Origin of the sequence: Enterococcus sp. ZQ21 (genome assembly GCF_030053755.1) — a bacterium.
Lineage (GTDB): Bacteria > Bacillota > Bacilli > Lactobacillales > Enterococcaceae > Enterococcus_B > Enterococcus_B lactis.
Genome location: NZ_CP125658.1, coordinates 850,528 through 874,543 on the forward strand (window position 1 = coordinate 850,528; position 24,016 = coordinate 874,543).

22 protein-coding genes are annotated in these 24,016 nt (G+C 37.3%); 21 read left to right on the forward strand and 1 reads right to left on the reverse strand.

Annotated elements, in window-relative coordinates; all coding sequences use genetic code 11:
• The first annotated feature begins 19 nt into the window (after positions 1-19).
• A complete protein-coding gene (locus QK255_RS04030; protein ID WP_002291695.1) occupies positions 20-466 on the forward strand; it encodes a GatB/YqeY domain-containing protein in 447 nt (148 codons plus the stop codon).
• Between the two features lie 155 nt (positions 467-621).
• Here QK255_RS04030 and brnQ read toward each other — a convergent pair whose 3' ends face one another.
• Positions 622-2,001, reverse strand: coding sequence for a branched-chain amino acid transport system II carrier protein (brnQ, locus tag QK255_RS04035; RefSeq protein WP_002291696.1), 1,380 nt, complete (start codon positions 1,999-2,001; stop codon positions 622-624).
• A 706-nt stretch (positions 2,002-2,707) separates the two neighbouring features.
• On the opposite strand from brnQ, the gene QK255_RS04040 reads away from it, so the two are divergent.
• The 20 genes from QK255_RS04040 to QK255_RS04135 all read left to right on the forward strand — a co-directional run bounded on the left by QK255_RS04040 (position 2,708) and on the right by QK255_RS04135 (position 23,869).
• Positions 2,708-3,679, forward strand: coding sequence for a PhoH family protein (locus tag QK255_RS04040; RefSeq protein ID WP_002291698.1), 972 nt, complete (start codon positions 2,708-2,710; stop codon positions 3,677-3,679).
• A 23-nt stretch (positions 3,680-3,702) separates the two neighbouring features.
• A complete protein-coding gene (locus QK255_RS04045) occupies positions 3,703-5,895 on the forward strand; it encodes an HD family phosphohydrolase (protein WP_002291699.1) in 2,193 nt (730 codons plus the stop codon).
• A gap of 28 nt (positions 5,896-5,923) precedes the next feature.
• Positions 5,924-6,400 (forward strand): rRNA maturation RNase YbeY, encoded by a 477-nt coding sequence (ybeY, locus tag QK255_RS04050; RefSeq protein ID WP_002291700.1) that lies wholly within the window; start codon positions 5,924-5,926, stop codon positions 6,398-6,400.
• Positions 6,384-6,779 carry a diacylglycerol kinase family protein gene (locus QK255_RS04055; RefSeq protein ID WP_002316408.1) on the forward strand — a complete coding sequence of 132 codons (396 nt, stop codon included), beginning with the start codon at positions 6,384-6,386 and terminating at the stop codon, positions 6,777-6,779. Before ybeY ends, QK255_RS04055 begins: the two co-directional genes overlap by 17 nt.
• 14 nt (positions 6,780-6,793) lie before the next feature.
• Entirely contained in the window at positions 6,794-7,693 is a 900-nt protein-coding gene (gene era, locus QK255_RS04060) for a GTPase Era (RefSeq protein WP_002342014.1), read from the forward strand.
• Positions 7,694-7,835: 142 nt separating this feature from the next.
• A complete protein-coding gene (recO, locus tag QK255_RS04065) occupies positions 7,836-8,654 on the forward strand; it encodes a DNA repair protein RecO (protein WP_002291704.1) in 819 nt (272 codons plus the stop codon).
• A 385-nt stretch (positions 8,655-9,039) separates the two neighbouring features.
• Positions 9,040-9,957 (forward strand): glycine--tRNA ligase subunit alpha, encoded by a 918-nt coding sequence (glyQ, locus tag QK255_RS04070; RefSeq protein ID WP_002291706.1) that lies wholly within the window; start codon positions 9,040-9,042, stop codon positions 9,955-9,957.
• A gap of 1 nt (position 9,958) precedes the next feature.
• Positions 9,959-12,034, forward strand: a complete 2,076-nt coding sequence (gene glyS, locus QK255_RS04075; protein ID WP_002336542.1) for a glycine--tRNA ligase subunit beta — start codon at positions 9,959-9,961, stop codon at positions 12,032-12,034.
• A 385-nt stretch (positions 12,035-12,419) separates the two neighbouring features.
• Positions 12,420-13,196, forward strand: coding sequence for a hypothetical protein (locus QK255_RS04080; protein WP_002336540.1), 777 nt, complete (start codon positions 12,420-12,422; stop codon positions 13,194-13,196).
• A gap of 36 nt (positions 13,197-13,232) precedes the next feature.
• The gene (locus tag QK255_RS04085; RefSeq protein ID WP_104771655.1) at positions 13,233-14,177 is read left to right on the forward strand and encodes an LCP family glycopolymer transferase; all 945 of its coding nucleotides are present in this window, start codon (positions 13,233-13,235) and stop codon (positions 14,175-14,177) included.
• 15 nt (positions 14,178-14,192) lie between these two features.
• Positions 14,193-14,972 (forward strand): YveK family protein, encoded by a 780-nt coding sequence (locus QK255_RS04090; protein ID WP_104832584.1) that lies wholly within the window; start codon positions 14,193-14,195, stop codon positions 14,970-14,972.
• Positions 14,973-14,984: 12 nt separating this feature from the next.
• The gene (locus tag QK255_RS04095) at positions 14,985-15,683 is read left to right on the forward strand and encodes a CpsD/CapB family tyrosine-protein kinase (protein ID WP_002348499.1); all 699 of its coding nucleotides are present in this window, start codon (positions 14,985-14,987) and stop codon (positions 15,681-15,683) included.
• Between the two features lie 27 nt (positions 15,684-15,710).
• Positions 15,711-16,475 (forward strand): tyrosine-protein phosphatase, encoded by a 765-nt coding sequence (locus tag QK255_RS04100; protein ID WP_113848304.1) that lies wholly within the window; start codon positions 15,711-15,713, stop codon positions 16,473-16,475.
• A 12-nt stretch (positions 16,476-16,487) separates the two neighbouring features.
• On the forward strand, positions 16,488-18,305 hold the full coding sequence (locus QK255_RS04105; RefSeq protein ID WP_113848305.1) for a polysaccharide biosynthesis protein: 1,818 nt from the start codon (positions 16,488-16,490) through the stop codon (positions 18,303-18,305).
• A gap of 10 nt (positions 18,306-18,315) precedes the next feature.
• Positions 18,316-18,948: an acetyltransferase gene (locus QK255_RS04110; protein ID WP_086310301.1), complete on the forward strand. Its 633-nt coding sequence runs from the start codon at positions 18,316-18,318 to the stop codon at positions 18,946-18,948.
• Position 18,949: 1 nt separating this feature from the next.
• Positions 18,950-20,068, forward strand: a complete 1,119-nt coding sequence (locus QK255_RS04115; RefSeq protein ID WP_086310300.1) for a DegT/DnrJ/EryC1/StrS family aminotransferase — start codon at positions 18,950-18,952, stop codon at positions 20,066-20,068.
• Positions 20,058-20,678 carry a sugar transferase gene (locus QK255_RS04120; protein ID WP_174784076.1) on the forward strand — a complete coding sequence of 207 codons (621 nt, stop codon included), beginning with the start codon at positions 20,058-20,060 and terminating at the stop codon, positions 20,676-20,678. Before QK255_RS04115 ends, QK255_RS04120 begins: the two co-directional genes overlap by 11 nt.
• A gap of 11 nt (positions 20,679-20,689) precedes the next feature.
• The gene (locus QK255_RS04125; protein ID WP_223602270.1) at positions 20,690-21,817 is read left to right on the forward strand and encodes a glycosyltransferase family 4 protein; all 1,128 of its coding nucleotides are present in this window, start codon (positions 20,690-20,692) and stop codon (positions 21,815-21,817) included.
• 22 nt (positions 21,818-21,839) lie between these two features.
• The gene (locus tag QK255_RS04130) at positions 21,840-23,084 is read left to right on the forward strand and encodes an O-antigen ligase family protein (protein WP_086310297.1); all 1,245 of its coding nucleotides are present in this window, start codon (positions 21,840-21,842) and stop codon (positions 23,082-23,084) included.
• Positions 23,081-23,869: a glycosyltransferase family 2 protein gene (locus QK255_RS04135; protein ID WP_161569052.1), complete on the forward strand. Its 789-nt coding sequence runs from the start codon at positions 23,081-23,083 to the stop codon at positions 23,867-23,869. The genes QK255_RS04130 and QK255_RS04135 overlap by 4 nt, the downstream gene beginning before the upstream one ends.
• The last annotated feature ends 147 nt before the right edge of the window (positions 23,870-24,016 follow it).

Here is a 24,016-nt window from a genome sequence, read left to right on the forward strand (position 1 = left end):
ATGAATTGGAGTTGGTAGTGTGTCACTACTAAGTAGATTAAACGATGACATGAAAACAGCGATGAAAGCGAAAGATAAGGAATCTTTACAAGTCATCCGAATGATCAAGTCATCTATACAAAACGAGCAGATTAAAGAAGGTCACGACTTGACAGAAGAAGAAGAATTAACGGTGTTGTCTCGCGAAATGAAACAGCGACGTGATTCTTTGCATGAGTTTGAAGAAGCAGGACGTGACGATTTAGCTGAAAAAGTAAAAAGTGAAATTGTGATAGTCGAAAAATACATGCCGGAACAACTTTCCGACGAAGAAATTCGACAACTTGTTCAAGAAGCAATCACACAAACTGGTGCTTCATCAATGAAAGAATTTGGCAAAGTCATGGGTGCGATCATGCCTAAAGTCAAAGGAAAAGCAGATGGAAACCAAGTAAATGCCATTGTGAAAGAACTATTACAATCTTAATTTTATCATTTAAACTGCGGACAATCATTGTCCGCAGTTTTTTTGTGCTCGTAAAAAAGAAATCTAAAAAATAGCTAGACGAAAGAATAGGATTCTTTCATCTAGCTGGTTTTTTCCTGTTTAATATTTCTTATGTTAGATTGTGTTTGATCTGGTTATTCTTCTGGTAGTTCATTTGCTTCTTGTTTGTACCCTGATAGGCGATAGGCGTAATAGAAGAGTAAGCTGCCAGCGTAACCAAGTAACGTTGGGACCATCCAACCAAGTCCTAATGCAGCAAAAGGAACGTGATGATGATAAAATTCGAGCATGCTTGCTACAACTCTTTGTTGACTCACTAAAGCAGGCGAATTTGCCAGCATATCCAATACGGCGGGAACAGCAGCAAACAACATCGTTACTTGATAGACAAATGGTGTCTTTTGGAAAAATTTTGCTGTTAAGGAAAGCAAGATCAACGCAAGCGACAATGGATACAAAAGCATCAATACTGGTAAAGACCATTGGATGATATTGTCCAAACCAGCATTTGCAACGACAAAAGAGACGAAAGTCGTTAACCGCAGCCATGTCATATAACTGACTTTAGGGAACAGTTTATGGAAATCTTGTGCAAAAGAAACAACGAGTCCCATAGCGGTAGTGAAGACACCTAATGTGACCATCACTCCTAAGAAGCTAGCGCCGAAGTTACCTAAATAAAAATTAGTGATCTGAGAAAGTGCAGTTCCGCCATTTTCTGATAAAGACATCTTATTCAAACTCATCGCACCGAGAAGAACAAGACCAAAATAGATCATGACTTCTAGCGCAACGCTCAGGCTACCAGCTTTTGCTGTTAATTCTGTGACTTTTTTATCTTTGAAACCAAGGTCACGGACTGCATGGACAAAAGTGACACTTAAGGCAAGCAAGGCTACTGCATCAACCGTGTTATAACCTTCTAGGACACCATTTGTTAAAGCGTTTGTTTGGTAAGTATCTGCAGCAGATTGATTTAGATTTCCCATTGGGTGGAATAAAGAAACGACAAAAATGATTGCTAATAATGCAAGAAACAAGGAGTTTAGATACTTTCCGACGTATTTGACCAACCGTGTGGGATGGACAGTAAGGAAATAAGCAAGTAAAAAGAAAAGAGCAGAGAATAAAAACATACCTAATGAATTATATTTTTCAGGCAAAAATGGTTTAGCAGCCATTTCAAAAGCAGTAGCAGCTGTCCGTGGTGTACCGAAAAATGGTCCGATCGTCAAATGAACAAGGATTAAGAACAAGGCAGCATACCATTTTCCAACAGGTTTAGCTAAGTCATACAGACCATCACTTTTTGTCACTACTACAGCTAAGATAGCTAGTAATGGGAAAAGAGCGCCTGAGATGGCAAAACCTACGCCAGCACTGACCCAGTTTGCGCCAGCCATTTGACCTAAGTGGACAGGAAAGATTAGATTACCTGACCCGAAGAACATCCCGAAGATAAGTGAACTGACCATCAATAGTTGTTTCCATGAATAAGTTTTTGTTTCTTCCATAAATTTTTCCTCCAATAATTATCATTTTGATTGACGATATAAACGTTGCAGCAATTAGTAATGCCACTAATATCAGATTCCATGAAAACCACCACCTTAAAATATAAAAAAAAGCCCTTTTCCACTTGGGAAAAGGGCTCTAGATTCTAGAACGGTACCACCTTTTTTCGCTTAAAAAAGCTTCTTCATTCACGGACGCTTTTTGCTAAAGTTATCCGCTAGCCTGATAATGGAGGCAGCCACAATGATCTACGTTTTCGACATTGACTCGGAAATGATGTTCGTCTATTCGATTTATTGTCATTTCTCACTTACATGACTCACTGGGAATAAATCGTTGAATAGCCTACTGTTTTCCTCGACGCTTTGCTGTATGTTTATTTGTTGACGTAATAATACACCTGTTTTTTTTGAAATGCAAGAATATTTTAACTATTTTGTTTTCTTTTTTTGAAACAAGAAAAATACCTAGAGAATACCTGCTGAATGAAACGGAATATTTTGTTCTCCACTTTCATATAACTTACATTCTCAGCTTCTTTTTATCAAAACGAGACCTTTAGCGAATGGAAACGGCTATTTTTTAACGTTTCTTGGTACGTATGGTTAAGCGGCTCTTTTACAACCTTTTCTTATTTGCTATATAGTTTCTTCTGAGTATGGTAAAATAGGAAAGAATGAATCGAAAAAAAGGGGATGTCTATTTTTGACGGAAGAGTCTAGTTCTTTAGAGATTAGATTGACAGCTGCTGATGATGTCAGCATGCTTTTAGGTGCACACGACAAGCATATAAAACTGATCGAGGAAACAACGGAAACAACCATCCATACACGTGGAGAAATCATTCAGATCATTGGTGAACAATCCCAGATTTCCTTGGCTGCCTCAGTCATTCGGACATTACAGGAATTGATCAAACGAGGAATCCACGTAAGTACACCAGATGTCGTGACGGCATTGAAAATGGGGCAAAAAGGTACATTAGATTATTTTGTTGAGATGTATGAGGAAGAGATCGTCAAAGACCGTAATGGAAAACCTATACGGGTAAAAAACAGCGGTCAAAAGAAATACGTTGAATCGGTAGCCAAACATGACATCGTATTTGGTGTAGGGCCAGCCGGAACAGGGAAAACGTTTCTTGCCGTAGTATTAGCAATTGCTGCCTTAAAAAAAGGCGAAGTGCAAAAAATCATTTTGACGCGGCCCGCTGTAGAGGCAGGGGAAAACCTAGGCTTTCTACCAGGGGATCTGAAAGAAAAAGTGGATCCTTATCTGCGGCCTGTTTATGATGCTTTATACCAAATTTTTGGATTGGATCATACGAACCGATTGATGGAACGAGGCGTAATCGAAATCGCACCATTAGCTTACATGCGGGGGCGGACATTGGATGATGCATTCGTTATCTTGGACGAAGCACAAAACACGACAGTCGCTCAGATGAAAATGTTCTTGACCCGTCTCGGTTATCAATCAAAAATGATTGTCAATGGGGATACAAGTCAGATAGACTTGCCTCGAGGGACGACAAGTGGTCTTGTTCATGCAGAACGAACACTAAAGCAAATCAAAAAAATCGATTTTGTTAATTTTGAAGCAAGTGACGTTGTTCGGCACCCTGTAGTTGCCGAAATCATCAAAGCTTATGAAAAGGCGGATCTTCATCAAGAATAAGCTTTGCTTAGGAGGATAAGCACATGTTGAATAAAACACTGCAGAAACTACAAGAAAAACTCGGAAAGGCAGCATTGCCTTTCCTTCTGTTCTTGTTTTTTATCATTGTCTGCGGCGTTACATTTAGTAGTGTCAAACAAAAGGCCAATGATTTTAGAGAAGGCCAAGTAGCAGAAGAGAGTATCCGTGCGAATAAAACGATCGAGAACACGGAAGAAACCGAACAAAGAAGAAAACTGGCAGCAGAAGCAGTGACTCCAGAATATACTTATCAAAAAGATCTGGCAGATGACCAGAACAATCGGATCAAGCAATTATTCGAATTGATCGATAAGACGAATGATACCATCAACAAATCTTATAATGACAAGGTAGATAAGGCGAAGGAAGATGAAAATATCCCGAAACCTACTACAGAAGAGCGGATTGCTACACTGAAGAAAAATTTTGAAAACGTGAATGCAGAAAACGTTGCGTTTTACCAAAAACTGCCGAACAATTTTTATTCGACGATATTTGAAATGACTGAAACGGAAATTCACACAGTTAGGGATGAAAGTTTGAAGCTCATTGACGAACAGATGAGTAAACAAGTTCGTGAAAGCGAATTGGAAGCTTTTAAACAAGAAGCAGAAGATCAGATTCAATATTTGAATGTCACAACAGAGCAGCAACAAATGATTCGCTACTTAGTAGATCAAGGAATTGTAGTCAATGATGTATTGAATGAGAAAAAGACAGAAGAATTAAAACAATCTGCACGAGAAGCTGTACAACCAGTGATGATCTTCCAAGGAGAAATCATTGTTCGCGAAGGAAATCAAATTGATGCTTCAGCAATGAAAAAATTGGAATTACTAGGATTGACGAATCAAACGACTTCGATTTTCCCACTCATTGCCATGGTTTTAGCTGTTTTGCTTCAAATCGGTGTACTGATTTATAATTCACTTCAATTCCAAAATGCAGGAGAAAGAACAAAATACGTACTTTTCTACGTGACGGCAATGTCAGTCAGCGTAGTACTAATGAAATTTTTCCAACTCTTCCAAACAGAACAAGCTGCTTATATTCCGCTGTTTTACCCCGCGGCTTTTGCTCCACTTGTTTTAAGCTTTTTCTTGAATCGAAGAGCAGGGATCATGGCTGGTATTTTCCAGGCAGTATCCGCACTTTTCATTTTTTATGATTCGATTGGCACGAACTTTCTGACAGTTATTTTGATGTCCTATGTATTTTCTGGTCTTATGGCAACGATCGTCAGACGCAAACGGATCTCAGAACAAGGGTTATCCGCTGCTATGTGGGTCATTATTTTCCCTGTGATGATGGATGTCATTTTGATTATCTACCAAGGAATGAGCTTTGGAGATGCAACGACTTGGTTAACGCTAGTCTGCGGATTCACAGGTGCACTGTTCTCATTCTTGCTGACGATAGGTCTGCACCCCTATATTGAATTGATGGTCAATGATGATAGTGTGATCGTATTAAATGAACTCAGCAATCCTAATCATCCTTTATTGAAACAGTTGCTGGAAGAAGCACCAGGCACGTATCACCATAGCATGATGGTAGCCAATCTAAGTGCTAATGCTGTAGCAGAAATCGGTGGACGTTCTTTACTAACTCGAGTAGCTTGCTATTATCATGATATCGGCAAGATCAAACACGCCAGCTTTTTCGTTGAGAACTTGCCTTCAGGAGCGGAAAATCCGCACAATTTCTTATTGCCAGAAGACAGTAAACATATTATCTTTGGACATGTGACAGATGGTGCCAAAATATTGGAAGATTATAATATGCCGCAAATGGTGATCGATATTTGCAGACAGCATCATGGAACCACGCTGATGCGTTATTTCTACGTTAAGGCAAAGGAACGCAACCCGGAAGTCACGGAAGAGCAATTCCGTTATCCTGGACCAAAACCTCAAAGCCGTGAAGCAGGAATCGTCAATATAGCTGACAGTTGTGAAGCGGCAGTACGGGCAATGGACCATCCAACGAGCGAAAAAATCGAAAGTTTTGTCCATAATCTTATAGAAGAGCGTATTTCCGATGGACAATTGGACGACAGTGGATTGACGTTAAAAGAAATCCGTAAAGTAGAAAAATCATTGATCAGCGGTTTAAGCAGTACCTTCCATTCTCGGATCAAATATCCTAAAATGAAATCGGAAGTTGAGAAGATAAAAGAAGAACAAGAAGAATAGCAAGAAGAATAGAAAGAAGTGATGTATAATGGATATTACTTTCATGGATGAAACAAACCAAGTATCAGAAGAGAAAATGAAAGAAATCGACGACTTGTTGCAATTTGCAGCATCATATTTAGAGTTGCCAGAAGAAACAGAAATGTCTGTTACTTTCATGGACAATGCAGCAATCCAAGTAATCAATCGTGATTACCGTGGAAAAGATGCACCGACAGACGTCATCAGTTTTGCCTTGGAAGAAGAGGGCGAAGACGAAATCCCAGTGATTTTTGAAGATGGAGAGAATCCATTACCTCGTGTACTGGGAGACATCATGATCTCTACTGAACGTGCTGCAGAGCAAGCAGAAGCTTACGGCCATTCGTATGATCGGGAACTTGGCTTTTTAGCGGTTCATGGATTCTTGCATATCAACGGGTATGACCATATGACACCAGAGGATGAGAAAGAAATGTTTGGTTTACAGAAAGAGATCTTAGATGCCTATGGACTTAAAAGATAAAAACGTAGAGAAAAACAAACATTTCCTGATGTCCGTGGAATTTGCCGTCCAAGGAGTCAAAACCGTTTTTGAGGAAGAACGCAACATGAGGAAACATGTTGCGTTCGGAATCCTCGCTTTGTTTATGGGCGTGATTTTCCAACTTGATCGGATAGAATGGTTATGGCTGCTTTTAGCTGTTTTTCTCGTATGGATAGTAGAGATCATCAATACTGTTTTTGAAAATGTCGTGGACATGTTTACGGATTTTCATTTTCATCCGATTGGGAAAAAAATCAAAGATATGGCAGCTGGAGCAGTTTTAGTGACCGCTTGTTTTGCCGTCATCGTTGGGTTGATTTTATTTGTCCCTAAAATATATCATTTGTTGTTTAATTAAAAAGGAGAACATATATGCCAGAACATAAATCAGGGTTTGTCGCAATCGTCGGCCGCCCGAATGTAGGAAAATCCACGTTATTGAATCGAATCGTGGGTCAAAAAATTGCCATCATGAGTGATAAGGCGCAGACAACTAGAAATAAAATCCAAGGAGTATATACTACACCAGAAGCTCAGTTGATTTTTATTGACACACCAGGAATCCATAAACCAAAGCATCGTTTAGGAGATTTTATGGTAGAAGCAGCTTACAGTGCGTTGAAAGAAGTGGACGCGGTCTTATTTATGATCAGTGCTGATCAAAAACGCGGTCGGGGAGACGATTTTATTATTGAACGTCTAAAAAACGTGCATTCTCCTGTTTATCTGATTATCAATAAAATCGATAAAATCCATCCAGACGAGTTGTTGGGAATCATCGAAGATTATTCAACGCAGATGCCGTTTGCACAAGTGATTCCAATTTCTGCTACAGAAGGAAACAACGTCGAACGTTTGATGGATGTATTAGTCAGTGAAATGCCAGAGGGCCCACAATATTTTCCAGATGATCAAGTGACTGATCATCCTGAATACTTCATCGTTTCTGAATTGATCCGTGAGAAAGTCTTGTTTTTAACACGAGACGAAGTGCCTCATTCTGTCGCAGTCGTTGTTGATTTGATGAAGCGAAACGAGAATGATAAAATCCATATCCAGGCTACGATCATCGTCGAAAGAGATAGCCAAAAAGGGATCATTATCGGCAAAGGCGGAAAAATGCTGAAACAAGTAGGAACGAAAGCAAGAAAGGATATCGAAAATCTTTTAGGAGACAAAGTCTTTCTAGAACTTTGGGTCAAAGTTCAAAAAGACTGGCGAGACAAAAAAGTCTATCTGCAAGACTTCGGCTACCGAAAAGACGAATACTGATATTTTGAGCTTCTTGTAAGTTAAGTATAGAAATAAACTGGATAAAAATCCGCGTGTTGAGAAAAGCTGCGGAAGATCGCAACATAAATGATCTGGATCGGCAGAATCTGCTTTTCCAGATTTATTTTTTAGGAGGGAGAATATGAGCCAGCTTGCAGAATCAAAAGGCTTGATTTTATCTAGCCGTAATTACAAAGAAAAAGATAAATTAGTCAAAATCTTTACGGAATCTTCTGGCAAAATGATGTTTTATATCAAAGGGATCCATCGGCAAAATCAGCCCTTAGCTCCGGCTTTGCTCCCTTTTACTGAAGCAGTTTATATCGGGAATTTTCGAAGTGAAGGTTTGTCATTTTTAAGCAGTGTCAAAGATGTCCACGCGTTTCGACACATCCAAGAAGACATCTTTTTGAGCGGCTATGGCACATATTTATTGAATCTAGTAGATGCGGCAATCGAAGATCATCAGTACGACCCGCATTTGTTCCAGTTTACGCAACAAGCACTGCAACGGATGGATCAAGGAGATGATGCAGAAATCATCACGAATATTTTTGAAGTCCAAATACTGCAACGTTTCGGGATCGCGCCGATCTGGACGCACTGCGTCGTATGTGGGGAAACAAAAGGAAAGTTTGACTATTCTTCCAAATATGGTGGTGTGATATGCGAAAGACACTGGTCGATGGACGATCACCGTTATCATGCAGATCCTCGAGCTGTTTATTTCGTTCGGATGTTTTCAGCTATTTCTTATGATAAGATCAGTGGAATCCATCTGAAAGAAGAAACCAAACAAGCAATCCGTGAACTCATCGACCAGTTGTATGATGAATATGTCGGTATCCATTTGAAAAGCAAAAAGTTCATCGATCAAATGAAGTCTTGGGCACACGTGTTAAAGACGCCAGAGAAAGATCAGTCTAAAAAAGAAAAAGAGACACCTGAAAAAGAAGAATAGTAAATGAAACATACAACAAAAAATCAAAACCATTTGACAAACACAGGGAGTTCCGTCTATTATTAACCGTAGATCAAATAGATCGTTCAGTGAGAGGATCTATTATAGAAACAAGAAAACTGCAAAATGAATACGTACATTGACCAAAATCAGTAAAAAATACGTGGTTTAGCGAGTTCGGGAGAGTGGGAGCCGGACCCAAACGATTTTTGAAGAGGCACTTGCGAGTACGATAAATGAAGCTGCCGAATCTTTATTCGGAAGTAGGGTGGAACCGCGAATTATTCGTCCCTATGTCTGTAGTCAGACATAGGGATTTTTTGTCGTTTTCTTTCCTGTATTCTTATTTGACAGCAACGCTTTAAAATTGAAAGGGGCAAAACAGATGAGTAAAAAATTGACCGTCCAAGATATGATTTTAACATTACAAAAATTTTGGTCATCAAACGGCTGCATGCTGATGCAAGCTTATGACACAGAAAAAGGAGCAGGTACGATGAGCCCATATACCTTTTTACGGGCAATCGGACCAGAACCATGGAATGCTGCTTACGTAGAACCATCTCGCCGACCAGCTGATGGACGTTATGGCGAAAACCCAAACCGTTTGTATCAGCATCATCAATTCCAAGTCGTGATGAAACCTTCACCTGAGAATATCCAAGAGCTTTATTTAGAAAGCTTGCGCCTTTTAGGAATCGATCCATTAGAACACGACATCCGTTTTGTTGAAGACAACTGGGAGAACCCATCCATGGGCTGTGCCGGTGTGGGTTGGGAAGTATGGCTTGACGGAATGGAAATCACACAATTCACGTACTTCCAACAAGTTGGTGGACTGCCTTGTAAACCAGTAACTTCTGAGATCACTTATGGATTAGAACGTCTTGCTTCTTATATCCAAGAAGTTGAAAGTGTCTATGATTTAGAATGGGCTGATGGCGTGAAATATGGCGAGATCTTCAAACAACCAGAATATGAACATTCTAAATATTCTTTTGAAGTAAGCGACCAAGACTTGCTACTAAGCAACTTTGATCGTTTTGAAAAAGAAGCTAAACGCTGTATCGATGAAAATCTTGTTCATCCGGCGTATGATTATATCTTGAAATGTAGCCATACATTCAACTTATTAGACGCCCGCGGTGCAGTATCCGTAACAGAGCGTGCCGGTTATCTTTCTCGCATCCGCAACATGGCTCGTGCTGTAGCCAAAATCTTTGTGGCAGAACGCGAAAAATTAGGATTCCCTTTGTTGAATAAAAACACAGCAAATCCAGAAAACGTGAAGGAGGCTGAATAAGATGGCAAAAGACTTATTACTTGAAATCGGGCTGGAAGAAATGCCTGCTCATGTTGTCACACCAAGCATGAAACAATTAGAAGAAAAAACAGCAAAATTTTTAGATGAAAACCAATTGACTTATGATACGATCGAAACATTTTCCACACCGCGCCGTTTAGCAATCAAAGTAACAAACATTCCAGAACGACAAGCGGACAGTGAAGAAGAAGTCAAAGGACCAGCCAAAAAAATTGCTTTGGACGCAGATGGAAACTGGACGAAAGCAGCGGAAGGATTTGTCCGCGGACAAGGTCTGACGACAGACGCTATCACTTTTAGAGAATTAAAAGGTGTGGAATATGTCTATGTAACGAAATACACTCATGGTAAGGAATCCAAAGAAGTATTGACAGGTTTAGCAGATGTCATTAAAAGCCTGACTTTCCCTGTAACGATGCATTGGGCAGAATACGATTTTGAATATATCCGCCCTATTCACTGGATCGTGGCATTGTTAGATGACGAAGTAATCCCATTCGAAATCTTGGATGTCAAAACAGGCAGAGCCTCTCGAGGTCATCGTTTCTTAGGCGAAGATGTGACATTTGCGCATGCAAAAGAATATGAAGAAAAATTGAATGAACAATTCGTCATTGCGTCTCCGCAAAAAAGACAAGAAATGATCGTTACACAAGCCAATGAATTAGCCGAAAAAAATCATTGGGTTATTGATCTAGACGAAGATTTACTAGAAGAAGTCAACAATTTAGTCGAATATCCAACTGTCTTTTCTGGCGACTTCGAAGAAAAATATCTTTCTGTTCCTGAAGAAGTACTAGTCACTTCTATGAAAGAACATCAACGTTATTTCGAGGTACGGAATGATCAAGGTATGCTGCTTCCTCATTTTATTTCTGCTCGTAATGGTGATCGGGTAAAATTGGAAAATGTGGTTCGAGGCAATCAAAAAGTATTGACGGCTCGTTTAGAAGATGCGGAATTCTTTTATAATGAAGACAAGAAAGCTTCAATCGACCAATACGTTGAAAAACTAAAAACTGTTACTTTCCATGAAAAAATCGGTAGTATCTATGAGAAAATGCAACGGGTACAAGTCATTGCCCGTATCATTGGCGAACAAGTAGGACTATCTGAGGAAGAATTGATGGATCTGCAACGAGCTGCTGAAATCTATAAATTTGATCTAGTAACCAACATGGTAGGGGAATTTCCTGAACTGCAAGGGATCATGGGCGAAAAATATGCTCTGCTGAAAGGCGAGAAACCTGCTGTAGCGACAGCGATTCGTGAGCATTACATGCCTATATCCAGTGAAGGAGAGCTACCTCAGTCTACAGTAGGTTCTGTTTTAGCGATTGCAGATAAATTAGATAGCATCTTTTCTTTCTTTGCTGTTGGGATGATCCCAAGCGGTTCAAACGATCCTTATGCCTTACGTCGCCAAGCATACGGTGTCGTTCGGATCATCGAATCTAAAAAATGGGCCTTTCCTTTGTCTGTTCTGCAAGAAACGATTAGCGATGTTATCAGTAAAGATACGGATCGTTTCGGCATTGGTTTATCAGAAGGGCAACAACAAGTGATCGACTTTATCAAAGGCCGTCTGCGCCAATTATTGACAACGAAGAATATTCGTCATGATGTCATCGATGCTGTTTTGAATGCGGAACAAAAAGATCTGACAAAAGTATTTGCAGCAGCACAATTGTTCAAACAACATCTTGCAGATGAAGACTTCAAACCTTCAATGGAAGCTTTGACACGTGTCGTGAACTTAGCGAAAAAAGCGCAGCTTGAAAAACAATCAGAAGTAGATCCTGAGCTGTTCGAAAACGACGCAGAGAAAGAATTACACAAAGCAGTAGAAGCAATGAAAGCAAGTTTTGCTGACCAAACGATCCACGAAAACTACGACCAGCTTGTCGCTCTTCGTCCACTGATCGAAAATTATTTTGATCAAACGATGGTCATGGCTGATGAACCAGCAGTACGTAAGAACCGACTAACACAACTAAGTCAAATAGCTGTCATGGCTTTGTCATTAGCAAGCTTGGATCAAATCATCACAAAATAGTCTTTTGTTTGAAAAACAGAGAGCATGCACGAAACGTGCTGTGTCTCTGTTTTTTTGTTATAAATCTAAATAGCTGTTATTAATTCTATTTTAATAATTTTTGTTATTTTATTCTTTGTTCGAATTTTCAAAAACGCTCATGAAAAGTGAGGAAATAAAAATGAAAACGATTAATCATTATCTTGTTACTGTTTTATTTACTTTTAAATTAGGAATTTCCCTAGTCAAAAAAACTGTTTGTGGTATGATTATATAGGGAAAACCTGTTTATAAATATTTCTATGAATATATTAGTTTAATTATGCTTTTAAAATAAAAAGCGCTCATTCTGATGTGAATGAATCACATCTTTATTTATCTATCATCAATATTTAGGAGTGAATCTATGGAAAAGCCGTTCGTCAAGTTATTGGCTACTGTGGCGGTAGGCACAGGCGCTATTGTGATTTGCTTGTTTGGATACCATCTCAATAATCAGCGGCAACATCACCAACGGATCAATTACGCAGAATCTGCCATCACCAATCAAAAAGACACCGTGACCTCTTTATCAAAAGAAGTAGATAAGCTGTACAGTACAAAAGAAAAAATTTTCCTGAATCCTGAAATAACAGAAGAAACAGTTTCAAATTTGTCACATAAACTATCTTCTATCAAACTTTCGGCAGATGATTATGACATCAAGGAATCAGAATTACCTAAAGAAGCTGCTGCGATCCAAGAAGAAAAGAAAGCAGTCTTAACGCAGTTAGAGGATGCAGAATCAAAACTGAAGATCCAGACAGCTGTCAACGATTTATTTACTAAAAATGTATCAAACTGGCAGCAAGCTGTAGACGATGTCATCATCAAAGAAAAGGTGACAAGTGCAGATGTCGCTCGTGTACGTGAAAATATGAGCTTTTTTAAAGATAGTCCTTGGAAAACGGTTGTTATACAATATCTAGGATTCGCTGATACCCAGATCGCGCAAGTCACGCAACTAGATCAGTTATTCGATACGATGTTAAAGGATGGTCAAGTGACTGCCACCGCTACTTACGATCAATATTTGACGGCGCTCAGTCAAATAGAGCAGATCCGGAATGAAAAAATAAGCGCAGCATACGCAACAAAAGCACAAACTGTTGCTCAGCAAATGGGCTATAGCAATATAAGTTAGTAACAATTAAAGCAAAGCTAGCAAACGGAGGAAACTATGGCAAGACGAAGAAGAAAATCAAGAGGGAAAAAAATATTTCTGATTATTTTAGCAGTTCTTATCGTATTAGTATTAGCAATTGTAGGAGTAGGAGCAAAATTATATCTGGATCTCTCACATTCTATTGAGAAAACTTACGAATCAGTGGAACGAACCCAAGGAGAACGAACGAAACCAGTTGATCTGGACAAACAAGAATCTTTCTCTGTTCTATTGATGGGGATCGATACTGGAGACTTAGGTCGGGTCGATCAAGGAAGATCAGATACGATAATGGTGGCCACAGTCAGTCCTGAAGACAAACAGACAACGATTGTCAGCATTCCTCGAGATACGTATGTCGACATCGTAGGTCGTGACACAAAAGACAAGATCAACCACGCTTACGCATTCGGCGGAGCTGCCATGGCGATGGATACCGTACAAAAATATGTAGACATCCCAATCGATCACTATGTCTCTATCAATATGAAAGGGCTAAAAGAACTTGTTGATGCAGTTGGTGGTATCGAAGTCAATAATGACCTCACTTTCTCACAAGATGGCTATGACTTTACAATCGGTAAAATCACATTGAACGGGGATCAGGCATTATCTTATTCTCGTATGCGTTATGAAGATCCAAATGGTGACTATGGTAGACAAGAGCGTCAAAGAAAGATCGTAGAAGGTGTAGCGAAAAAAGTATTGAGTTTAAACGGTGTCAGCAACTATCAATCCGTTTTGAATGCTCTAGAGTCGAATATGAAAACAGACATGAGCTTTGATGAAATGAAAAAAATCGCTTTAGATTATCGGGAGGCATTTGGTACGATCAAGCAAGATCAGCTGCAAGGAGAAGGCTTCATGCAAGATAATATCTCCTATCAAAAAGTCAGCGATCAAGAACTTGATCGTGTGAAAAAAGAATTAAAAGATCAAATGAATCTAGAGAATAAATAGGAAAGTGGAGAAAAAATGGAAGAGACAATCAGCTTGAAAGAAATTTTTGAAACATTACGCAAACACTTGGTAACAATCATCATCTCAATGTTTGCTGGCTTGGCCATCTCAGGAATCGTAACATTTTTCATCTTGACACCAAAATATAGTTCACAAGCACAATTGATCGTGACACTGCCGCAATCAGATACTGCAAATGTCAATGATGTCAATACGAACCTGCAAATGATCAATACGTATAAGGATATGATTGTCAGTGATCTAGTACTAAATGAAGTCAAAGATCGTTTAGAAACAGAAGACAATGTAAAAATGACTGCTGGACAAATTAAAGATGCTATCTCCGTCAATCAGTCACAAAATTCACAAATGTTCTCGATCCAAGCAACAAGCACAAATGCAGTGACGGCTCAACAGATTGCTAATACAACGTCACAAGTATTCCAAGAGAACGCCAAAGATGTGATGAATGTCGATAAAATCTCGATCATCTCAGGTGCAGTTGCCAATACGACACCTGTTTCGCCAAATAATAAATTGAATCTAGTGATTGGCTTAGTGTTAGGAATGATGGTAGGTGTAGGTCTAGCTTTCTTATTTGAATTACTTGACCGGACAGTAAAAGATGAAAAATATGTGACGGATACATTAGGCTTCCCAATCTTAGGGACTGTACCAGAAATGTCAGCGAAAGAATTGAATGCTGGTATCCGTAAAAAAGGACCAGCTCCGACACAACCAAAAGCTACAAACGATAAAACAGCGCCATCACGCAGAAGCCGCTCAAGAGTCTAGGAGGAAAGAAAAATGGCACGAACACAGAAACAAAAAGCAACCCAAACTCATGCAGTCAGTTTGGTCACACTCACCAATCCCTCTTCACCAATCGCTGAACAATATCGTACGATTCGGACGAATATCCAGTTTGCCTCCGCAGCTGGTCAGCAAATCAAAACGATTGTTGTGACTTCATCAGGACCTGAAGAAGGGAAATCGACCACTGCAGCAAACATTGCCGTTGTTTTTGCCAAATCCGGTCAACGGGTGCTGCTAGTCGATGCAGACTTACGTAAGCCCGTCATCTATAAAACGTTCAAGTTGAACAACGCAAGCGGATTAAGTACTGTCCTTAGTTCATCAGGAAGTGTAGCAGATGAGATCCAACGAACACCAGTCGACAATTTGTCGATTCTGCCAAGTGGACCTAAACCACCAAATCCATCAGAACTACTAAGTTCGCCAAGAATGGATCAGATTTTAGCAGAAGCAAGACAACTATTTGATGTAGTAATCTTCGACATGCCGCCAGTCGTTGCCGTAACAGATGCGCAGATCATGTCTTCCAAAACGGATGGTACCTTATTGGTCGTACGGGAAAATACGTCACGTAAAGAATCATTGACTAAAGCAAAAGAATTGCTGGATATGGTACAAGCGCGAGTCCTTGGTGTTGTATACAATGGGGCAGAACACAGCAAAGATGCTGGCTATTACTACGGGAATTAAGAAATAAAAAGAGAGGAGACAAGAGAAATGATCGATCTACATTGCCATATCCTGCCAGGAATCGATGACGGAGCAGAAAACTTAGATGCCAGTATCGCCATGGCTGAAAAAGCGATTCAACAAGGGATCACACATATTTTATGCACACCCCATCACAATAATGGAAAATACAGCAATGAAAAATCACAAGTCATTTCTCTAGTCGCTTCGTTACAAGCAGAATTAGAGAAAAGACAATTGCCTTTGACGTTATTGGAAGGACAAGAAGTACATATTACCGGAACACTGATTGAAGACATCCACCGAGATGAAATTTTATTTACAGATTTAGATGATACATATCTTCTGATCGAATTTCCGACACTGGAAGTGCCGTTATATGCAGAACGGCTTTTTTTCGAGTTGTTAGAACTAGGAAAGACACCAGTGATCGTCCATCCAGAACGTAACGCGCATTTTCGTAAAGACCCGAATCATTTGCTTCCATTCCTAGATATGGGATGTTTGGCCCAACTTACTGCGCCAAGTTATGTTGGTGTATTTGGCAAAGATATCCAGAAAACAGCCAAAACGATGGTCAAACATAATCTTGTGCAGATGGCTGCTTCTGATGCCCATGGGGTCTCTAAGCGCACCTTTTACTTAAAAGAGTGCTATGAGCAGATTGCCAAGGACTTTGGTAAGGAAAAAGTAGTACAGATGAAACAAGTCGCAAAGGATCTGATCAACGGGGATGAAATCAGTTATCCAATCTATGAAGAGGTAAAAAAGAAGAATTTTGGTTTATTTTAGGGGGAGTGTAAGGTGTTTGTATTAACAAGAAGAAGAAAAATTGCCACATTGGTTTTTGTGGACAGTTTGTTATTGATCGCTGCAAATATTGCAGCAGCTAAATTCATGAAGCCGTTTGTAGCTATACCAATGGACCTTATTTTAATCTCTATCGGTTTGTCGATTGGTTTTTATTTATTTTATGGTAGTTTATTCAAAGTTTTCACTCGGATCAATCGCTATACAAATTTAAGAGAGATCATTGCAATTTTTAGTTCACTATCTGCAAGTGCTGCCTCAAGTATCCTCATACTGCTGTTCATTAATCGGCGATACAGTTTACGGTTAGTTATCTTTGCTTATCTGCTTTCGCTCTTATTGATCATCGGTAGCCGATTGATCTGGCGTATCTACATCGAAACAAAAAATATGAGATACGTATCAGCAGGTTCTGCTAAAAATACATTGATTGTTGGTGCTGGCGAAGGCGGGCGTATTTTATACAACAGCTTTCTTGGATCCAAAACGGCTCAAGATATCCACGTTGTCGGGTTCGTAGATGATGATCCAAATAAAAGAAATACGTATCTTTCAGGAAAAAAAGTATTAGGTGCATTAAAAGATATTCCGGAATTGATTGAAAAATATGACATTCAAATGGTAACGATCGCTATCCCTTCCTTATCAAGAAAAAAATTACGAAGAATCTTCGAGTTAGTCGAATCCGCTCGTGTGAAAGTCAACACGATGCCTTCTATAGAAGAACTTGCTTCAGGAAAAATTAGCGTATCAAAATTAAAAACAATTGACGTAGTGGATTTACTGGGAAGAGATGAGGTAAAGCTGGATATTGAATCCATCAAAGATCAGATCACAGACAAAGTCATTCTTGTCACCGGCGCAGGAGGATCGATCGGTTCAGAAATCTGTCGGCAAATCATTCAATTCAATCCTGCAAAGCTATTGCTTTTAGGACATGGGGAGAACTCGATCTACTTGATTGACCGTGAGTTACGCACGCATCATCAAAATTGTCCTACAGAAATCGTACCGATCATCGCAGATATCCAAGATCGCGAGAAAATCAATGAAATCATGGAACAATATCATCCAGATATCGTCTACCATGCAGCTGCTCATAAACATGTACCACTGATGGAATATAATCCAAAAGAAGCAGTCAAAAACAATATTTTCGGTACAAAAAATGTAGCAGAAGCAGCTAAAGCAGCAAAAGTGAAAAACTTCGTCATGGTATCGACAGATAAAGCTAACAATCCTCCAAATGTCATGGGTTCAACAAAACGAATCGCTGAAATGATCGTGACTGGATTGAATGAAGAAGGCTGTACGAAATTCTCAGCTGTCAGATTTGGGAATGTCCTTGGTTCTCGCGGTAGTGTGATTCCAGTATTCAGAGAACAAATTGCTCAAGGTGGTCCAATCACTGTAACAGACTTTCGTATGACCCGATACTTCATGACGATTCCTGAAGCGAGTCGTTTAGTTATTCAATCTGGCGCATTAGCAAAAGGTGGCGAAATTTTTATTCTAGATATGAGTGAACCAGTGAAGATTGTAGACCTAGCGAAAAACATGATCCGATTGAGCGGGTATAGCGAAGACGAAATCGAAATCATTGAAACAGGTATCCGTCCAGGGGAAAAACTATATGAAGAACTATTGTTGGATAAGGAAAGAAATGATGAAGCAGTTTATGAGAAAATCTTTGTAGGAAACATCAAAGGCTACTCAATACAAAAAGTGATGGATTTTGTCAAGAGCCTGCCGCAAGACGATGAACAATTGGCTAAAGATATCGTCACTTTTGCAAATGCTTCGAATAAGTAGGGGGAGTAAAGTGAAAGCAATTATTGTAGGAGCTGGTGGATTTGGCAAAGAGATTGCTTTTCTATTACAAAGTGTCTCTAGATATAAATTAATTGGTTTTGTCGATGATTCGTTAAAAATGCAAAATCAAGAATTATTGGGAAAACCTGTATTAGGAACAATAGACTCATTAATAGAATTAGAAGAAGAGACTGCTATTTTTCTGGGAATTGCTTCGCCAGATATTAAGGAGAAAATATATCAAAAGATAAATAAAAATAATAAACTGATTTTCCCTAATTTAGTTGCACCAAGTGCACTAGTGGGCATAAATGTTCAGTTAGGGATTGGCAATATTTTGATGCCTTATACGACTTACACTGCTGATGTAGCTTTAGGAAATTTCAATATGATCAATATCGGCTCTACTATCGGACATGATGCTCAAATCGGTAATTATAATTCAATTTTTCCAAGTGTAAATATTTCAGGACATGTTATATTAGGAGATAAAAATGAAATTGGAGTAGGTACTAAAATAATACAAAATCTAAGAATTGGAAATATGAATATTATAGGTGCAGGAAGTGTAGTAATAAAAAATATTAATAACAATACTAAAAATGTTGGCGTACCTACCAAAGTAATAGAAAGATGGGATTAAGTTGGAAAATAAACGAATATTATTAGCATCTCCTCATATGAGTGAGGAAGGATATGAACAAGAGTATGTAAAAGAAGCATTTGATACAAATTGGGTTGCTCCTTTAGGTGCGAATGTGAATGGATTTGAGAAAGAATTAGCAGAATACGTGGGAGCTAGTCATGCTGCCGCATTGTCTTCTGGAACAGCAGCTATACACTTAGCTTTGAAAGCGGCTGGGGTCGGTAAAGATGACATAGTGATTTGTCAGTCCTTGACGTTCTCAGCTACTGCTAATCCAATTCTCTATCAAGGAGCTATACCTGTATTTGTTGATAGTGATTACGAAACTTGGAATATGAAACCTGAACATTTGCGAACAGCGCTAGAAAAATATCCTAACACAAAGGCTGTATTAGTAGTACATTTGTACGGTTTATCAGCTAACTTAGACGAAATTACTAAAATATGCAAAGAATACGATGTTACTCTAATTGAAGATGCTGCAGAATCATTAGGAACAACATATAAAGGAAAATATACTGGTACATTTGGGGACTATGGAATTTATTCTTTTAATGGAAATAAGATAATCACAACTTCAGGTGGCGGAATGCTTGTATCTAATGACAAAGAAAAGGTGGAAAAAGTGAGATTTTGGGCTACACAATCTCGTGAGAAGGCACGCCATTATCAACACAATGAAATTGGCTATAATTATCGAATGAGCAATATCGTTGCAGGTATCGGTCGAGGACAATTGAAAGTTTTAAATGAAAGAGTTGAGAAAAAACGATATATTCATAGTTTTTATAAAAAAGAATTGTCTAAATTGTCAAATGTACAATTCATGCCAGAAAATAATTGGAATGAACCAAATTATTGGTTAAGTGTCATAATAATAAGGGGAATAAATACGAATCATCTTATTGATGAGTTAGATAAAAATAATATAGAAGCCCGCCCAGTATGGAAACCAATGCATTTACAACCTGTTTTCAAAAATTATGATTATATTGGCGATGATGTAGCAGAAACTTTATTTGACTTAGGAGTATGTTTACCATCAGATACAAAGATGACAGATGAAGAATTAAAATATGTAGTATCCACGATTAAAAGAGTGATTAATGATGCGTAAAAAAACTTTCTATCAGCTTTTTGGAAAAAGAATTTTAGATATCCTATTGTCAGGCATCGCTCTCATTGTTTTATCACCGATAATCTTAATTGTAGGTATTTTAGTAAGAATTAAACTTGGTTCTCCAATTATCTTCAAGCAAGAACGACCAGGAAAAAGTGAAAAAATTTTTTCCATGTATAAATTTCGCACAATGACTGACGAAAGAGATCACAATGGAGAATATTTACCTGATGAAATTCGTCTAACTAAATTTGGAAAACTCCTACGAGCGACTAGTTTGGATGAACTTCCAGAATTGATAAACATCTTCAAAGGTGATATGAGCATTGTTGGACCGCGTCCATTGCTTGTGGAGTATTTAGAGCTTTATAATGCAGAACAAAAAAGAAGACATTTAGTACGTCCAGGGTTGACTGGGCTTGCACAAATTAATGGCAGAAATGCAATTAGCTGGACAGAAAAATTTCAGTTAGACTGTGAGTATGTCGATAGCGTGTCTTTCAAACAAGATATTATTATTTTTTTCTTAACTATTAAAAAGGTGCTAGTTAAAGAAGGAATTTCTTCTTCCACTAGTGTTACAAATGAAAAATTTAAAGGAAATTAATATAACGAGAGGTGCTTATCATTAAAATACTATACGTTACCACTGTATCAAATACAATAAATGCTTTTCTTGTTCCTCATATTAAGATGCTCCAAGCTGAAGGTCATGAGGTTGATGTTGCTTGTAATATTGTACAACCATTGAGTCAAGAAATTCAATATCAAGCAGATTGTGAAATATTTGAGATTCCTTTTAACAGAAGTCCGCTAAAAAAAGATAATCTAAAGGCATATAAAATCCTAAAAGAAATTATAAATAGAAAAAATTATGACATTGTACACACACATACTCCAATTGCTTCCGCCATCACCAGATTGGTATGTCGAAAAAAAACTGAAACAAAAGTTTTTTATACGGCGCATGGTTTTCACTTTTTTAAAGGGGCACCACTAATTAATTGGATAATTTATTTTCCAATCGAATATTTGTTATCGAAATATACAGATGAGTTGATTACAATTAATCAGGAAGATTATCTAAGAGCAAAAAGATGGTTTCATGCTAAAAGTGTAGACTTTGTCCATGGAGTGGGACTGGATCTTAAAAAGATAGATGAGATTGAAGTCGATAACCAAGAAAAGAAACTAGACCTAAAAATAATGCGTGATCAGATTATTTTGCTTTCTGTCGGGGAACTTAATGAGAATAAGAACCATGAGCTTGTAATTGAAGGTTTAAAGAACTTCAACAATATAAATTTTAAATATCTTATTTGTGGTGAAGGAGCATCAAGAGAAAGATTACAGTCACTGATAAAACAATATAAATTAGAAGATAAGGTAGAGTTACTTGGTTTCAGAACAGATATTCTAGAGCTTTTAAAAATTAGTGACTATTTTATCTTTCCTTCAAAGAGAGAAGGATTGCCAGTATCAATCATGGAGGCATTGGCTTGTGGAGTTCCTGTAATTTGTTCAAAAATAAGAGGAAATTCGGATTTAGTTCAAAATAATGTAAATGGTTTTCTTTTTTCAACAGACGATAGAGAATCATTTATGCACGTTCTTACTAAATTATTATTGAATAAGTATGAAAAGAATGAGGTAGAGTCTATAAAAGAGAATTCAATTAAATCAGTTGAACCTTATTCTTTAGAAAACGTGTTAAATGAGTTAAGTGAAATTTATTCTATAAAATAAGATCGTATACAGGAGAAAAATCATGGTGAAGTATGGTGATAATGTTTCATATCAATATAACTTAGTTGAGAATAAAATAATTTCATTTTTAGTTTTTTCTATAGGTTTTTCAATAAATATATCCCAGGTAATATCTGGTATAAATGTTGCTTTAAGTGATTTGTTTTTGATACTGTTATTTGGATATTTATTATACAAGAGAATATTTTATTTAAATAATTACATTTTTTCCTATTTCTTAATGATAATTAGTTTTAGACTTTTTTCAACTCTATTAATAGGAAATTGGATACCTATAACTATAGCGGTATCTTCCCTAGTTGTTACTCTAATAAAATTCTTGATTAGTCTTCTTTACTTATTTATTCTTATATCTATTTTTAGCCTAGATGCAAAAGTAAAAATGATATTTCTTAAAGGAATGATGTATGGGACAATTTTACTCGGAGCAATAAGCTTAATAATTTTTATTTTAGGTCCTAAATTTTTGCACGCAATAATTTTATTTGGTGATTTAAGGCTAAGAGGGTTTATGAATGATCCTAATTTTTTTGGCTACATGCAGATCAGTGGTTTCTGTGTATGGTTGTTTAACAGATTTAAATCAAAACTTCTAAATCTAGTAAGTATCATTACTTATGTGTGTACGATTATACTAAGTGCCTCCAAAACAGCTCTATTAATTTTTTTATTTATTATTTTTGTGTATTTAGCCTACCGGTTTTTTACTAATAAAAAAAGCCTTGTTCAGGTTACTATTTTTATCTTTAGTGTAGTTGTTTTAATTGGATATATATTGCTTGAGTTTAAACAAATAGCATTAGTATTTACTAATATTGTAAATGAAACTCCTCAATTGTCTCGTACAATGGTATTATTTGATAATTTTGATACAGCTGTTAATTCTGAAGGGTCGGGTAGGACAGAGGCTTGGCATACTGCTATTAATATTATAAAGAGTACGAATTATTTAGGTATAGGTTTTGTTAACTATTCTGATGTTGCAAATTATATATCTGGTGCAAGAACAATAGCTCACAATACGTATTTACAACTTGCAGTGGAGTGGGGAGTAATCCCATTATTGATTTCTATAGTAATAATTTTTAGGAAGATTATAGATAAAATTGTCAGTAAAGATTGGAACATATTATTTATAATTGGTGTTTCTTTAGTATTTTCTTTAAGTATATCTTTACAAAACTCTCGACTACTATGGTGTCTATTAGCTATTTTGTTTTTTAAAGAAAAGAGGAATGAATTTTGATATCAGTTATTACTACTGTTCATAATGGCGAAACTACAATTGCCGAAACCATTGAAAGTATACAAAAACAAACATTCTCCAAATTTGAGTACATCTTAATAGATGATGGCTCTACAGATAATACAATAAAAATTATAGAGCATTATAAAGAAAAGGATCCGAGAATAAAATTAGTCTCTACACAAAAAATTGGAAGGTCTGCTGCGCTAAATTTAGCTATAAAAAATGCTAGATATAATTATATTGCAAATATAGATGCAGATGATATAGCATACCCTGATCGTTTGCAATTACAATATGATTTTTTTCAAATTCATGATGATGTAGCTTTAGTATCCTCAAAAGCAAAAATTGTTTATGAAAATCAATCTATTTTGCCGAATAGAAAAATAGATATGGCTCGTTTTTCACAGCTAACAAGTAGAAATTTAAAAAGAACAAATCCTATTCCACATTCTTCAGTTATGTTTAATCTGAATAATCTTAAATTAGAAGATTTATATTATTCAGAGAATATTACAAGAGTTGTTGACTATGAATTATGGATTAGGCTAGTTCGTCAAGATTATAAGTTGGTCCTATTTGAAGACTATCTTGTTACGAAAAGGATCCATCCAAATCAATCCTTTGAAAATAAAAATAGAAGGGAATATTTACGAACTGTGTATAAAATTCAAACAGATGGATTTAAAGGAGATTTAAGTGTAACAGATAAATCTATAATACTAATTAAGTATCTTTATGGTTTATTGCCACAAAACTTTAGAATGAAGATAAGAAGATAAGTTTAATATATCAATTTTTAGATGAAAATATAGCTATAAGGAAAACATTTTTCATAACACACGAGGTAGTTTTTTTAGGATAAACCTACCTATTTATACGTCTATTTTAGTTATTTAATCTGATTAAAATAATACAATTTTTAGCAA

Coding starts and splice junctions, on each gene's coding strand:
- QK255_RS04130 (WP_086310297.1), top strand. CDS start 21,840: ATGGTGAAGTATGGTGATAATGTTTCATATCAATATAACTTAGTTGAG.
- QK255_RS04080 (WP_002336540.1), top strand. CDS start 12,420: ATGGAAAAGCCGTTCGTCAAGTTATTGGCTACTGTGGCGGTAGGCACA.
- QK255_RS04045 (WP_002291699.1), top strand. CDS start 3,703: ATGTTGAATAAAACACTGCAGAAACTACAAGAAAAACTCGGAAAGGCA.
- brnQ (WP_002291696.1), bottom strand. CDS start 2,001: ATGGAAGAAACAAAAACTTATTCATGGAAACAACTATTGATGGTCAGT.
- ybeY (WP_002291700.1), top strand. CDS start 5,924: ATGGATATTACTTTCATGGATGAAACAAACCAAGTATCAGAAGAGAAA.
- era (WP_002342014.1), top strand. CDS start 6,794: ATGCCAGAACATAAATCAGGGTTTGTCGCAATCGTCGGCCGCCCGAAT.
- QK255_RS04120 (WP_174784076.1), top strand. CDS start 20,058: ATGATGCGTAAAAAAACTTTCTATCAGCTTTTTGGAAAAAGAATTTTA.
- QK255_RS04095 (WP_002348499.1), top strand. CDS start 14,985: ATGGCACGAACACAGAAACAAAAAGCAACCCAAACTCATGCAGTCAGT.
- QK255_RS04100 (WP_113848304.1), top strand. CDS start 15,711: ATGATCGATCTACATTGCCATATCCTGCCAGGAATCGATGACGGAGCA.
- glyQ (WP_002291706.1), top strand. CDS start 9,040: ATGAGTAAAAAATTGACCGTCCAAGATATGATTTTAACATTACAAAAA.
- glyS (WP_002336542.1), top strand. CDS start 9,959: ATGGCAAAAGACTTATTACTTGAAATCGGGCTGGAAGAAATGCCTGCT.
- QK255_RS04090 (WP_104832584.1), top strand. CDS start 14,193: ATGGAAGAGACAATCAGCTTGAAAGAAATTTTTGAAACATTACGCAAA.
- QK255_RS04085 (WP_104771655.1), top strand. CDS start 13,233: ATGGCAAGACGAAGAAGAAAATCAAGAGGGAAAAAAATATTTCTGATT.
- QK255_RS04055 (WP_002316408.1), top strand. CDS start 6,384: ATGGACTTAAAAGATAAAAACGTAGAGAAAAACAAACATTTCCTGATG.
- recO (WP_002291704.1), top strand. CDS start 7,836: ATGAGCCAGCTTGCAGAATCAAAAGGCTTGATTTTATCTAGCCGTAAT.